13 protein-coding genes, 1 pseudogene and 1 riboswitch are annotated in these 13,329 nt (G+C 44.7%); of the genes and pseudogenes, 1 reads left to right on the top strand and 13 read right to left on the bottom strand.

The genetic code is table 11. The features are described from left to right. Positions 1 to 10: 10 nt before the first annotated feature. The 13 genes from purH to AC3AQ9_RS19945 form a co-directional block, all read right to left on the bottom strand. Positions 11 to 1,546 carry a bifunctional phosphoribosylaminoimidazolecarboxamide formyltransferase/IMP cyclohydrolase gene (purH, locus tag AC3AQ9_RS20005; RefSeq protein WP_488309234.1) on the bottom strand — a complete coding sequence of 512 codons (1,536 nt, stop codon included), beginning with the start codon at positions 1,544 to 1,546 and terminating at the stop codon, positions 11 to 13. Between the two features lie 33 nt (positions 1,547 to 1,579). Continuing rightward, positions 1,580 to 2,152: a phosphoribosylglycinamide formyltransferase gene (purN, locus tag AC3AQ9_RS20000; protein ID WP_488309233.1), complete on the bottom strand. Its 573-nt coding sequence runs from the start codon at positions 2,150 to 2,152 to the stop codon at positions 1,580 to 1,582. Continuing rightward, entirely contained in the window at positions 2,142 to 3,203 is a 1,062-nt protein-coding gene (purM, locus tag AC3AQ9_RS19995) for a phosphoribosylformylglycinamidine cyclo-ligase (protein ID WP_488309232.1), read from the bottom strand. The genes purN and purM overlap by 11 nt, the downstream gene beginning before the upstream one ends. A gap of 12 nt (positions 3,204 to 3,215) precedes the next feature. Further along, on the bottom strand, positions 3,216 to 4,637 hold the full coding sequence (gene purF / locus AC3AQ9_RS19990; RefSeq protein WP_488309231.1) for an amidophosphoribosyltransferase: 1,422 nt from the start codon (positions 4,635 to 4,637) through the stop codon (positions 3,216 to 3,218). Beyond that, entirely contained in the window at positions 4,613 to 6,841 is a 2,229-nt protein-coding gene (gene purL / locus AC3AQ9_RS19985; protein ID WP_488309230.1) for a phosphoribosylformylglycinamidine synthase subunit PurL, read from the bottom strand. Before purL ends, purF begins: the two co-directional genes overlap by 25 nt. Next, positions 6,825 to 7,508 (bottom strand): phosphoribosylformylglycinamidine synthase subunit PurQ, encoded by a 684-nt coding sequence (purQ, locus tag AC3AQ9_RS19980; protein ID WP_488309229.1) that lies wholly within the window; start codon positions 7,506 to 7,508, stop codon positions 6,825 to 6,827. The genes purL and purQ overlap by 17 nt, the downstream gene beginning before the upstream one ends. After that, positions 7,505 to 7,759: a phosphoribosylformylglycinamidine synthase subunit PurS gene (gene purS / locus AC3AQ9_RS19975; RefSeq protein WP_488309228.1), complete on the bottom strand. Its 255-nt coding sequence runs from the start codon at positions 7,757 to 7,759 to the stop codon at positions 7,505 to 7,507. The genes purQ and purS overlap by 4 nt, the downstream gene beginning before the upstream one ends. Continuing rightward, positions 7,756 to 8,472, bottom strand: a complete 717-nt coding sequence (gene purC / locus AC3AQ9_RS19970; protein ID WP_488309227.1) for a phosphoribosylaminoimidazolesuccinocarboxamide synthase — start codon at positions 8,470 to 8,472, stop codon at positions 7,756 to 7,758. Before purC ends, purS begins: the two co-directional genes overlap by 4 nt. A 15-nt stretch (positions 8,473 to 8,487) precedes the next feature. Beyond that, on the bottom strand, positions 8,488 to 9,783 hold the full coding sequence (gene purB / locus AC3AQ9_RS19965) for an adenylosuccinate lyase (protein WP_488309226.1): 1,296 nt from the start codon (positions 9,781 to 9,783) through the stop codon (positions 8,488 to 8,490). A 16-nt stretch (positions 9,784 to 9,799) separates the two neighbouring features. After that, a complete protein-coding gene (gene purK, locus AC3AQ9_RS19960; protein WP_488309225.1) occupies positions 9,800 to 10,924 on the bottom strand; it encodes a 5-(carboxyamino)imidazole ribonucleotide synthase in 1,125 nt (374 codons plus the stop codon). After that, a complete protein-coding gene (gene purE, locus AC3AQ9_RS19955; protein WP_488309224.1) occupies positions 10,921 to 11,409 on the bottom strand; it encodes a 5-(carboxyamino)imidazole ribonucleotide mutase in 489 nt (162 codons plus the stop codon). The genes purK and purE overlap by 4 nt, the downstream gene beginning before the upstream one ends. A 137-nt stretch (positions 11,410 to 11,546) precedes the next feature. Further along, positions 11,547 to 11,646: riboswitch (purine riboswitch) on the bottom strand. A gap of 86 nt (positions 11,647 to 11,732) precedes the next feature. Continuing rightward, positions 11,733 to 11,921, bottom strand: coding sequence for an NETI motif-containing protein (locus AC3AQ9_RS19950; RefSeq protein ID WP_488309223.1), 189 nt, complete (start codon positions 11,919 to 11,921; stop codon positions 11,733 to 11,735). Continuing rightward, positions 11,918 to 12,493, bottom strand: coding sequence for a DUF2179 domain-containing protein (locus AC3AQ9_RS19945; RefSeq protein WP_488309222.1), 576 nt, complete (start codon positions 12,491 to 12,493; stop codon positions 11,918 to 11,920). Before AC3AQ9_RS19945 ends, AC3AQ9_RS19950 begins: the two co-directional genes overlap by 4 nt. A gap of 163 nt (positions 12,494 to 12,656) precedes the next feature. Between AC3AQ9_RS19945 and AC3AQ9_RS19940 the strand changes: the two are divergent. Continuing rightward, positions 12,657 to 13,181, top strand: a pseudogene (locus AC3AQ9_RS19940) (isochorismatase family protein). Positions 13,182 to 13,329: the final 148 nt, after the last annotated feature.

Below are 13,329 nucleotides of genomic sequence, written 5' to 3'. Positions count from 1 at the left end.
TGCACCTCACTTAGTGTTTGAAATGGCGAACGCCCGTGAAGACCATAGCTATCCCATATGCATTGGCCATATCGATTGAATCCTGGTCTTTTTTCGAGCCGCCCGGCTGGATAATTGCTTTGATCCCCGCTTTTGCTGCGGCTTCTACTGTGTCAGACATTGGGAAAAATGCATCAGAAGCCATGATTGCCCCTTTAGCACGTTCGCCGGCTTGTTCTAATGCTATTTTTGCAGAACCTACACGGTTCATCTGGCCTGCGCCAATCCCTAAAGTCATAGCCGAGTTCGAAACAACGATAGCATTGGATTTAACGTGTTTTACAACACTCCACCCAAGTTTTAAGGCTTCAAGTTCGGCTTCAGTCGGTTTGCGGTTGGTAGGCACTTGAATTTCAGCATCGTTATAACCGAAAGTATCAGGCTGCTGCACAAGCAATCCACCTTCTACCGTGACGGTATTCCATTTATCTTGTTTTATGCCATCGAAAGGAATCGTCAATAAGCGGATATTTTTCTTCTGCGTCAATATTTCCAGCGCTTCTTCCGAGAATGCTGGCGCAATGATGATTTCAAGGAAGATGCCGGCTAATTGAGTGGCAGTTTCCGCATCAACTTCCCGGTTCAAAGCGATAATGCCGCCAAAAATTGAAGTAGGGTCCGCTTCGTAGGCTTTAGCAAATGCAGTCGATATTGTTTCTCCTGTTCCAACGCCACAAGGATTCATATGCTTTACCGCCACAGCAGCAGGCATTTTGAATTCTTTGATGATTTGAAGGGCTGCATTCGCGTCCTGGATGTTGTTATAAGACAATTCTTTTCCGTGCAATTGTTTTGCATTGGCAATCGAAAAATCGGATCCAAGAGGGCTGCGGTAAAATGCCGCCTTCTGATGCGGGTTCTCACCATAGCGGAGCGGCTGCTCCAGTTCATATGTAAGGGTAAGCTGATCCGGGTATTCTTCTCCTGTCAATTCTGTCAGGTAATTCGAGATATAAGAATCGTATGCTGCAGTATGGCGGAAGACTTTTGCTGCCAAACGGCGTCTTGTTTCTGAAGTAGTGGAGCTTTGATCACGTAACTCACTGATTACTGCCGCGTAATCTTCTGAGTCGACAATCACTGTTACATACGCATGGTTTTTTGCAGCAGAGCGAAGCATTGTCGGACCACCGATATCGATGTTTTCAATAGCATCATCTACCGTGACATCAGGTTTAATAATCGTTTCGCGGAATGGGTATAAATTTACACAGACAATGTCAATTGGAGCAATGCCGTTTTCCGCCATTTCAGTTTGATGCTGGCTGTCATCATGTTTGGCAAGAAGCCCGCCGTGGATTAAAGGATGAAGAGTTTTCACACGCCCGCCTAGAATTTCAGGGAATTTCGTTACTTCATCAACTGCAGTTATGTTGACTCCGTTGTCTTCTAAAAAGCGTTTAGTGCCGCCTGTCGATAAGATTTCATAGCCCATTTTGTCCAATTCCTGTGCGAATTCTAAAATTCCTGATTTATCCGATACGCTAAGTAATGCTCTTTTTTTCACTTTAAGTCCTCCTAAAAAGTAAAACCGGTAACATTACCGGTTAAATAATTGCTGTAAAGTTGACGGATATAATTTGTGTTCAATGGCATGGATTTCTTTTTCAACAGCATCTTGGTCGCGGCCAGCAATGGGAAAGGCTTGTTGGGCGATGATTTCCCCGGTATCCATACCGGCATCAACAAAATGCACAGTGACACCTGCTGTCTCAACACCAGCAGCCATTGTTTGGCCAATCGCATCTTTCCCTGGAAAAGCAGGCAAAACAGAGGGATGGATATTGATGATCCGATTTTCATATGCTTCAAGAAGCACCGGTCCAATCAGCCGCATATAGCCCGCCAAGATGATCCATTCCACTCCAAGGCTTTCTAACTTCTCTTGCAGCATCTTTTCATACAAATGTTTTGAATCATATTCAGCTGGAATAAAAGCAAAAGAAGCAATTCCCGCTTTTTTCGCACGTTCCACCACAAACGCTTTCGGGCGATCCGTCACTACAAGCATCAATTCCGCTTCCAACTCACCTGTTTGAATTGCATCGGCAATCGCTTGAAAATTAGAGCCGTTTCCTGAAGCGAAAACGGCAATTTTTGGTTTATTGTTCATCGAGCGTTCCATCCTGTTCACCTTTGAATTGCACACCGGATTTATCTGAAACCTGGCCAATCACATAAGCCTGTTCACCGCTTGCTTCCGCAGATGCTAAAACCTGTTCAACATCCTTTGGTGCTATGGCAAGCACAAAGCCGATTCCCGCGTTGAAAACAGAAAAGATGTCGCGGTCTGTTAACGAACCTTTTTCCTGAAGCATTTCAAAAATGCGCAATACAGGCCAGCTGCCAAGTTCAACTTCGGCTCCTAAACCTTCCGGCATCATGCGGGGCAAGTTCTCGATAAAACCACCGCCGGTCACATGGGCCATTCCATGGATTTCGGTGTCTTTAGCAATTGCCGCCACTGTCTTCGCATAGATTTTCGTCGGCGTCAGCAATTCATTGCCAATCGGCCCGAGGTCCTCAAAGCCTTCCACAAGTTGATCCAGCTGGTAATGGTGCTGATCAAAAACGATGTTGCGAACAAGAGAATAGCCATTGGAATGGATTCCGCTTGAAGCAAGGCCGATCAAGATATCGCCTGCCTGAATTTTATCACCTGTGACAATCTTCGATTTTTCTGCTGCACCGACTGCAAAGCCTGCAATGTCATATTCTTCTTCTTCGTAAAGTCCAGGCATTTCTGCGGTTTCCCCGCCGATTAAAGCCGCGCCGGCTTGAACGCAGCCGTCCGCCACACCTTTAACAATCTGTTCAATTTTTTCCGGTACCGCTTTGCCGACTGCAATATAGTCAAGGAAAAATAGCGGTTCGGCGCCTTGTGCGACAATATCATTGACGCACATAGCAACACAGTCAATGCCAATTGTATCGTGGCGGTCTGCCATAAATGCCAATTTCAGCTTCGTGCCTACGCCATCAGTTCCAGAAACAAGAACCGGTTCTTTCAAATTCAGCTCGGATAAATCGAACATGCCGCCGAAGCCGCCGAACGCACCCAGCATTCCTTTGCGTGCAGTCCGTTCCACATGGGACTTCATGCGGTTTACCGCTTCGTAGCCTGCTTCAATATTTACGCCTGCCTTTTCATATGCTTTTGACACACCGGTTCCTCCTTATTTCACTTTCTCTTTTTCATGCGGCAATACCGTATCCGGATAAATATTGGTTGGATATTCACCGGTAAAACATCCTAAGCAATGGCCGCATTTAGAACCCGGGTCTGTACGTCCGATATTCTGCACCATGCCGTCGACTGACAGAAACGTCAAAGAGTCCGCTCCGATAATTTCACGCATTTCTTCTATCGTATTATTCGCAGCAATTAATTCGCCTGATGTTGAAATATCGATGCCATAGAAGCAAGGGCTTTTAATCGGCGGTGAACTGATCACCACATGGACTTCTGTAGCGCCCGCTTCTTTCAATAAGTTGACGATGCGGCGTGAAGTCGTTCCGCGGACAATCGAATCATCTACCATGATAACGCGTTTTCCTTTTACGACTTGGCGCACTGGAGAAAGCTTCATCTTCACGCCTTGCTCACGAAGATCCTGTGAAGGCTGGATAAACGTACGGCCAACATAGCGGTTTTTGATCAAGCCGAGTTCATAGGGAATTCCACTTTCTTCAGAAAAGCCGATTGCTGCTGAAATGCTCGAGTCCGGTACACCGGTCACGACGTCCGCATCAATCTGGATTTCCCTCGCCAGCTGTTTGCCTAGGCGTTTCCGGGCAGCATGCACGTTGATGCCGTCGATGTCTGAATCCGGACGTGAAAAGTAGACGTATTCCATCGTGCAGATCGACCGTTCTGCCGGGTAAGCAAAACGTTCAGCCCGCAAGCCGTCGTCTGTTATCACTAAGAACTCACCTGGTTCAACAGAACGGACAAATTCCGCCCCGATGATATCAAATGCGCATGTTTCAGAAGCCACTACCCAAGCATCGCCTAGTTTCCCAAGAGATAATGGACGCAAGCCGTTCGGGTCAAGTGCGATATACATTGCTTCTTCCTTTAGAATCACACAGGCAAAAGCGCCTTTCAAAAGAGATAATGCATTTTTCGCCTGTTCTTCAAATGTTGCATAGCCGCTCCGTTTAATCAGATGAGCCAGCACCTCTGTGTCAGAAGTCGTTTGAAAAATGCTTCCTTGACGCTCCAGATGGCTTTTCAAATGATTGGCATTGACTAAATTCCCATTATGGGAAATAGCCAAGCTGCCAGTTGTCGAGTTGAAGAGCAGTGGCTGAACGTTCTCATGGCCACTGCCGCCTGCTGTTGCATAGCGGACATGTCCAATAGCGCCAGTTCCAGCTATTTTCTCGATTTTTTCCGGAGAAAATACTTCACTGACCATGCCTTCGCCTTTTAATGCTTGTAAAGAAGCTTTGTCCGTTGAAACAATTCCTGCGCCTTCTTGTCCTCTATGCTGCAAGGCATGCAGTCCGTAATACGTAAGTTGTGCAGCATTGGCATGTCCCCAAATTCCAAAGACGCCGCATTCTTCATTTAAGCTTCTGATTTCAGCAAGCATGGGATTGCTCCTTTCCAGGCTGCGCGAAGCGTTTCGACCGAATCATTAATCCAAGCCGTACCGTCTTCACTTTTAATCACTAATTCTTGAGTGTCAGTGACAGTTCCAATTTTCTTGGCATCTGTTACGATCTGTTCAAATTGTTCAGCTTTGTCTGGAGACACAGTCAAAATAAAACGTGATTGGGATTCACTGAAAAGAGCGGTAGTAGCTGAGCCGGAAAGTGTAACATCAAGCCCTACCCCTTTGCCAAATGCTTTTTCTGCAAGAGCTACTGCAACGCCGCCTTCTGCTACATCATGAGCTGAAGCGACAAGGCCTTGCTGAATAGCAGATAGGATTTGCTTTTGACGCTGCGCTTCGATAGACAAATCAATGGAAGGTGCTTTTCCGAAAATACGTCCTTCGACCATTTTTTGAAGTTCACTGCCGCCGAATTCGGTAAAGCTTTCACCGATCAAGTAAACAAAGTCTCCAGCATTTTTAGCGTCCTGGGTCGTCACATGAGAAAGGTCTTCTACAAGACCGACTAAACCGATTGTCGGTGTTGGATAAATTGCTGTTCCGTTGGTCTCGTTATATAAAGAGACGTTGCCGCCAATAACAGGTGCATCCAGAATTGTACAAGCTTCAGACATGCCGTCTGCCGCTTTTTCTAGCTGCCAGAAGATTTCCGGCTTTTCCGGGTTTCCGAAATTCAGGCAATCTGTAATCGCCAGCGGTTTTGCACCGGATACCACGACATTGCGTGCTGCTTCCGCTACTGCAATTTTACCGCCCATTTCCGGGTCCAAGTAGATGTAGCGGGAGTTGCAATCCGTCGTCATCGCTAATCCTTTATTTGTGCCGCGGACGCGGATTACTGCTGCATCGGATCCTGGACTCACAACAGTGCTTGTACGCACTTGGTGGTCATATTGGTCATAGACCCATTCCTTAGAAGCAATTGTCGGCTGTTTCAATAAAGCCGTCAGCGTTTCACTGTAGTTTTCCACTTTCGGCTCTACATTTTCCATTTGCTGATATTCTTTGAAGTATGCAGGTACACTGGATGGCTTGTGGTAAACCGGTGCATCTTCTGCAAGAGCATCAACCGGAACTTCCGCCACAACTTCACCTTTGTGGACCAAACGTAAAGTGGAATCGTCCGTTACCGTTCCCACGGTTACAGCATCAAGGCCATACTTCTCAAAAAGCTCAACGATTTCAGGTTCACGGCCTTTTTTCACAACTATCAGCATGCGTTCCTGAGATTCCGACAGCATCATTTCATAAGCCGTCATTCCAGTTTCACGCTGAGGGACATGATCCAAGTCCATTTCAATTCCAGATCCAGCTTTTGAAGCCATTTCTGCGGATGATGAAGTTAGCCCTGCCGCACCCATATCCTGAATGCCGACAAGCGCATCTGATTTTACAAGTTCCAGACAAGCTTCCAGCAATAATTTCTCCATGAATGGATCTCCGACTTGTACAGCCGGACGGTTATCGCCGGATGATTCCGTCAACTCCTCTGAAGCGAATGTCGCTCCATGGATGCCGTCTCGCCCTGTTTTAGCGCCGACATACATTACTGGGTTGCCAACGCCCGAAGCTACCCCTTTTTGGATGTCTTCATGATCAATCAATCCAACGCACATAGCATTGACCAATGGATTGCCATCGTATGAATCATCAAACTGTACTTCCCCGCCGACTGTCGGGATGCCGATGCAGTTGCCGTATCCTGCGATTCCAGCAACCACTTCTTCAAATAGATATTTTACCCGAGGTGTTGTCAATTCACCGAAACGAAGAGAATTCAGCATGGCAATCGGGCGCGCCCCCATCGAGAAAACGTCACGGATAATGCCGCCGACACCAGTCGCTGCTCCTTGGTAGGGCTCAATCGCTGAAGGGTGGTTATGGGATTCCATTTTAAAGACTACGGCCTGGCCATCGCCAATATCGACAATTCCAGCACCTTCACCCGGCCCTTGTAGGACGCGCGGTGCTTTTGTCGGGAATTTCGCTAATACAGGTTTAGAGTTTTTATATGAACAATGCTCGGACCACATGACTGAGAACAAGCCAGTTTCTGTGTAATTCGGCGTTCTGCCTAAAATTTTCTCCACCATAGCAAATTCTGCATCGGATAATCCCATTTGCTGATAGATTTTCTGCTCTTTGATTTGCTCAGTATTTGGCTCAAGCATGACTGACATTTGCTTCCCTCCACTGTTTCACGATTGATTTGAATAATGCTAGTCCGTCGCTGCCACCGATCAAATCGGTTACAGCACGTTCCGGATGCGGCATCATGCCAAGCACATTTCCGCGCTCGTTGATGATTCCTGCTATGTTATTGCGGCTGCCGTTAAAATCATCCGCATATGAAAAGACGATTTGGTTGTTCTTTTTCAACTGCTCGTAAGTCGCATCGTCGCAATAATAATTTCCTTCACCATGTGCGATTGGAATTTGGATTTCCTGGCCGTCTGCATATTCACTGGTAAATAGCGTATTGGCATTTTCCACTTTCAAGCCGACTGTTTTGCACATGAATTTCAAGTTTTTATTGCGGAGCAAAACGCCTGGAAGAAGTCCCGCTTCAGTCAAAATCTGAAAACCGTTGCAGATGCCAAGAACTGGCTTGCCGGCTTCCACAGCTTTTTTCACTTCATCCATTACTGTTGAAGACTGGGCAATTGCACCACAGCGTAAGTAATCTCCGTATGAAAATCCTCCCGGCAATAAAATACCGTCATAACCGCTCAAATCTGTTGAATCATGCCAAACGTATTCTGCTTCTTCACCAAGTTCATCCTTGACTGCGTGATACATATCCAAGTCACAATTTGATCCAGGAAATACGATTACTGCGAACTTCATTGCGAGACAGCCTCCTCAATTTCGAAACGGTAATCTTCAATTACCGTATTCGTCAATAACTTCTGACACATTTCATGGACTAAAGCATCAATATCACGTTCATCATCTGAAATCATCAATTCCAAGTATTTGCCGATCCGAACATCATCAACTTCGCCGTAGCCCATTTTATGAAGAGAGCCCATTACCGCAGACCCTTGTGGATCTAATACGCTTTCGCGCAAAGTGACGTAGATTTTTACTTTTTTCATGAATGTTGTCCTCCCAGTTTAGCTAAAATGAGTTCATAAGCTTCAGTTAGATTGCCAAGATCCCGACGAAATACATCTTTATCAAGTTTCTGTTTTGTTTCGCTATCCCACAGGCGGCAAGTATCCGGTGAAATTTCATCTGCCAATAAAATGCGGCCTTCATTGTTACGGCCAAATTCAATTTTGAAATCCACCAAATCCACGCCGACTTCTTTGAAGAAGCCAATCAGAACTTCATTGACTTTCAGCGCTTTATCGCGCAGTTCCTGAATTTCTTGAGTCGATGCCAGTTCCAGCATTTCAATATGATCTTCTGTGATAATCGGATCACCGAGTTCATCGTCTTTATAATAGAATTCAACGATTGGGCGTTTCAGTATGGTTCCTTCTTCCAAACCGAGGCGTTTTGCCATACTGCCGGCTACGATATTCCGGGTCACGACTTCGACTGGAATAATGGCAACTTGCTGCACAAGCTGCTCATGGTCAGACAATTGTTTAACGAAATGGGAAGCAATGCCTGCTTTCTGCAATTTTTCAAAAATCAATGATGTAATTTTATTGTTCAGCATGCCTTTGCCGACGATTTCCGCTTTCTTTTCGCCGTTAAAAGCTGTTGCCGAGTCTTTGTATTCCACCCATAAGATATCTTGTTCATCTGTTGCATATAAACGTTTCGCTTTGCCTTCGTACAATAGCTGACCTTTTTCCATGTTCGATGCCTCCGTTTAGTTTAATCCAAGACGATTGAAAATCATGTCCACTTGCTGCAAGTGATGGTTATAGTCAAAGCAATCATCCAATTCCTCTTTAGACAATTGTGAAGTGATTGTTTCGTTCGCTTCCACGATTTGGCGGAAATGCGTCTGGTTTTCCCATGCTTCCATCGCACATGGCTGAACTGTATCGTAAGCTGCCTCACGAGCCATGCCTTTATCGATCAATGCCAGAAGTACGCGCTGCGAATAAATCAAGCCAAGCGTCGAATCCATATTGCGTTTCATGTTCTCCGGGAATACCGTCAAGTTTTTCACGATATTTGAGAAGCGGTTCAGCATGTAGTTCAAAGCAATTGTCGCATCTGGTAAAATCACCCGTTCTGCAGATGAATGCGAAATGTCGCGTTCATGCCAAAGCGGAACATTTTCGTAAGCAGTCAACATATAACCACGGATTAAGCGTGCAAGTCCGGTCATGTTTTCAGAACCGATCGGATTGCGTTTATGCGGCATAGCAGATGATCCTTTTTGTCCTTTTGCAAAGAACTCTTCCACTTCGCGTGTTTCCGATTTTTGCAGGCCGCGGATTTCCGTTGCAAACTTCTCAATTGATGTTGCAATCAATGCCAGTGAGCTCATGTACTGTGCATGGCGGTCACGCTGCAAAGTTTGAGTTGAAATAGGCGAAGCCGCAAGCCCAAGCTGTTTACAGACATATTCTTCAACAAACGGATCAATATTTGCGTAAGTTCCAACCGCACCGGACATTTTGCCGGTTTCAATTGTTTTAGCAGCTGCTTCAAAGCGCTCTAAATTGCGTTTCATCTCTTCGTGCCACAAAGCCAGTTTCAAACCGAATGTTGTCGGTTCCGCATGGACGCCATGTGTGCGTCCCATCATGACTGTCATTTTATGTTCTTTCGCTTTATTTGCCAGGATTTCGATAAAGTTATTCAAATCTTTGCGGATGATTACATTCGCTTGTTTGATTAAGTACGATAACGCCGTGTCTACCACATCTGTAGAAGTCAGCCCATAATGTACCCATTTGCGCTCTTCGCCCAATGTTTCGGATACTGCCCGTGTGAAGGCCACCACATCGTGGCGGGTTTCTTCTTCTATTTCCAAAATGCGGTCTACCGAAAATGAAGCGTTCTGACGAATTTTCACAACATCCTCTTTAGGGATATCGCCGATCTCCGACCAAGCTTCACAAGCTAGAATCTCAACTTCCAGCCAAGCATTGTACCGGTTTTCGTCTGTCCAAATTGCGCCCATTTCAGGTCGTGTATAACGTGCTATCATAATTTAGTTCCTCCAATTATTCCGGCCAAATGCCGGATTCGTCTATTTCTTTTAAAGTCCTTTGCAGGTCTTCCGTTAATATTGTAACATGGCCCATTTTCCGTTTATGTTTGGCTTCATCTTTGCCGTATAAATGAACGGACCAGTTCGGATATCTGGAAATCTTTGCCGTTAGTGGAGCTACATGCTCTCCAAGAATATTCACCATCACTGTATCTGCCCATAGTTTCGGTTCTCTGAGCGGCCATCCGCAAATGGCCCGCACATGCTGATGAAATTGGGAGATATTTGTTCCTTCTATTGAATAATGACCTGAATTGTGCGGCCGAGGCGCCAGTTCATTGACCAGGATTTCTCCGTTCTCAAGCACGAACATTTCTACGGCCAGCGTGCCAATCATATCCAAGTGACTGGCAATCTTTGCAGCAGCTTCTTTCGCTTTTTCAATAGTTGAGTCCAAGACAGGGGCAGGAACAATCGTCTGGTGAAGAATATGATCTTTATGTATATTCTCCCCAATTGGCAATACCGTCATCTCACCGTGGACATTGCGTTGAATAATCACCGAAATTTCTTTTGTAAATTCAACGAATGCCTCTGCTACACATTCCCCATTTTGGAAAAGCGGTTCTGCTAATGGCAGTTCTTCTTTAGAAGTGACCGTTTGCTGGCCTTTGCCATCATATCCCCCTCTGGCAGTCTTTACGACAAAAGGAAAAGGCAATTGACTGCTTTTCTCTTCTAATTCACGGAATGATGAAGCCGTAATATATTCTGCAATCGGTACGCCTGCTTCCGAGATTGCTTGCTTTTCAAAAATCCGGTTTTGTGTAATCCGGATCAACTCAGATCCTTGGGGTACATATGCTATTTCTGTCAGCTTTTCTAAGCCGGCAACGTCTATGTTTTCAAATTCATAAGTAATAACATCACTGGCTTCCGCCAATTCTTCTAAGGCATGCAAATCGTTATAAGGAGCGATGATTTGAACATCGGCAACTTGGCCTGTCGGTGAATCCATTGCTGGATCTAACACGGCTATTTTAAAGCCTGCTTCCTTAGCAGCTAATGCCATCATGCGACCAAGCTGCCCTCCACCAATAATCCCAATTGTTTGCCCCGGTAAAATAATTTTTGTCATTGTAAATCACCTGTGTTTTTTAAGACTTCATCCTGTATGCGACTTCTTCTATCCTGCAAGGCCTGAGCAACCTGTCCGTCTGTAGTGCCCAGAATTTGAGCAGCAAGAAGACCTGCATTGATGGCGCCTGCTTTTCCAATAGCGACAGTTGCTACCGGAACTCCCCCAGGCATTTGAACAATTGACAACAATGAATCCAGTCCGTTTAACGCTTTTGATTGGACAGGAACTCCGATGACCGGAAGCGTCGTTTTTGCTGCGACCATTCCTGGCAAATGAGCAGCTCCACCCGCACCTGCGATGATCACATGCAAACCACGTTTTCTTGCTTCTTCTGCATAGGTAAACATCAAGTCGGGTGTACGATGAGCTGAAATTACTTTTTTCTCATAAGCGATATTCAATTCCTCGAGCACATCACATGCATGCTTCATTGTTTCCCAATCACTTGAACTTCCCATTATGACGCCGATTCGTGGATTCATTTCGAAATCTCTCCTTTAAAACAAATAAAAGCCCTCAAGTAAACTGCTCACATTACGTGAAAAGCAGTTTACTTAAGGACTTCTTAATAAGACGAAATTAAATGATGCCTTAAATAAGCACATTTTTCGCCACGTATCCATAAGTTGCTTTCCCGCATAGTCCAGACATTCCGGTGTCTTGGTAGAAACGCAGAAGCCAATTCTTCTGCATATATGGGGTATCCTCAATCATCATAACAAGATATTATAATTGAGTCAATAACAAAGTCGAACGATTACTTATCAACTTATCTAATCGTTCGGTTTTGAAAGCGATTTATTCGTTATTCATTAGTTCTACTTCCCTTAAATTTGACAATTTGCCTTATTGGAACTGGTTTGCCCTCTACTTCTTCAAACAGCGGCTCCTCTTTTCGGCCGACCGCTGCATATCCGGCTTGTTTCATTCGCTCCAGGCATGCATCTATTGTTTCATTTTCGCCTACCTCAAACCATACTGTCTTTTTGCTCATTTAAATAATTTCCCTTTCCTTACTTGCTTAACCCAGAAACCGCCATGAATCGTCTTGGGTTCATAAGCGATAATAAAAGCTTTCGGATCCAACTCTTTAATCGTCGTATACAACTGCAGCTCCATTTTACGTGGAGTCAGGATCTGCATCGAATGACGTCCGCCTTCCATGCCGTTAGCAATCCAGTCGGTGACCCCATACCCTTTTTCCCGCAATTTCTTTGGGAGCAACTGGTTTTCATCACTAGTGATGACATTTACCGTTATATACCCCAATGCCATTTTTTCTTCAATTTTAGATCCCACAATAACGCCTGAACCGTAACCGACTGCATAAGCTACCAAATTCTGAATCTGATCTAAATTATCTAAAACAAGTCCTAATCCTACTATATAAATAACTACTTCGACCATACTCACAACCGCAGCAATATAACGATAACCTTTCAGCGTCATAATCATCCGTACAGTAAAAAACGTCACGTAAACAATATTAATAGAGAAAATGATTATAACCATCAACCACGGATTAATATCCACATTTTGCACCCTTTCTTTGTCCCCTGAAAACATTCATGTCTCATACTAGTAGAATTTAACAGGGAATGCAATACCGAGTGCAAGAGAATATTCGTATTCCAGAAGAATTGCTTCATAAGTAACACAGAAATCAGGAAAAGAATGGACGAATATACAATGGAGGCACCACAAATGTTAAAACTGGAGTGGTTACAATATGAAGCAAGCTTTGTTAGTTATCGATGCACAACAAAATCTTATTGATGGAAGTGAAGAAGAACAAGCTGTTTTCGGAAACGAGATATTAATTGCTTCATTAATATTGTCATGAATAGAGCCAAACAAGCTTCCGCTGCGATTTTATTTGTTCGCGACGAAGATGTAGCCAACGGAGTAGGGGCTGGCTTTCAAATTCATCCCAAAATAAACATACTAGATAATGCTGTGATATTCGAAAAAAACGAGCAATGTCTTCTATCAAACTCCTATACTGAAGTTTTAAAAAAATAATCGAGCAGAGCATCTTGTGATAATGGGCTGCAAGAAAGAATACTGTTGTGATACAGCCGTCCCAACTGCTACTGTATACAATTTTGATGTCAATCTTGTCGGTGATGACACTCCACTAGTAATTCGGCTGTACTCCTTGCTGAAAAAAATTATTGCTCACCATAATAAAGCACTTCATGACCACGATAACATAGAGAATTTCTCATTAATCCGGTATAGCAGTGAAGATTGATTTAGCCCCACTCATAGTAATTACCGTTGAAAACGCAAAAAAAGCCGTTGCCGGATATACCGGCAACGGCTTTTTTTTTAATGGCCCAGCGACGTCCTACTCTCACAGGGGGAGACCCCCAACTACCATCGGCGCAAAAGAGCTTAAC

Source organism: Planococcus sp. VCh962, assembly GCF_057748275.1.
Note: the sequence above shows the minus strand (reverse complement) of the source record. Positions and strands in the feature narration are given on the sequence as shown.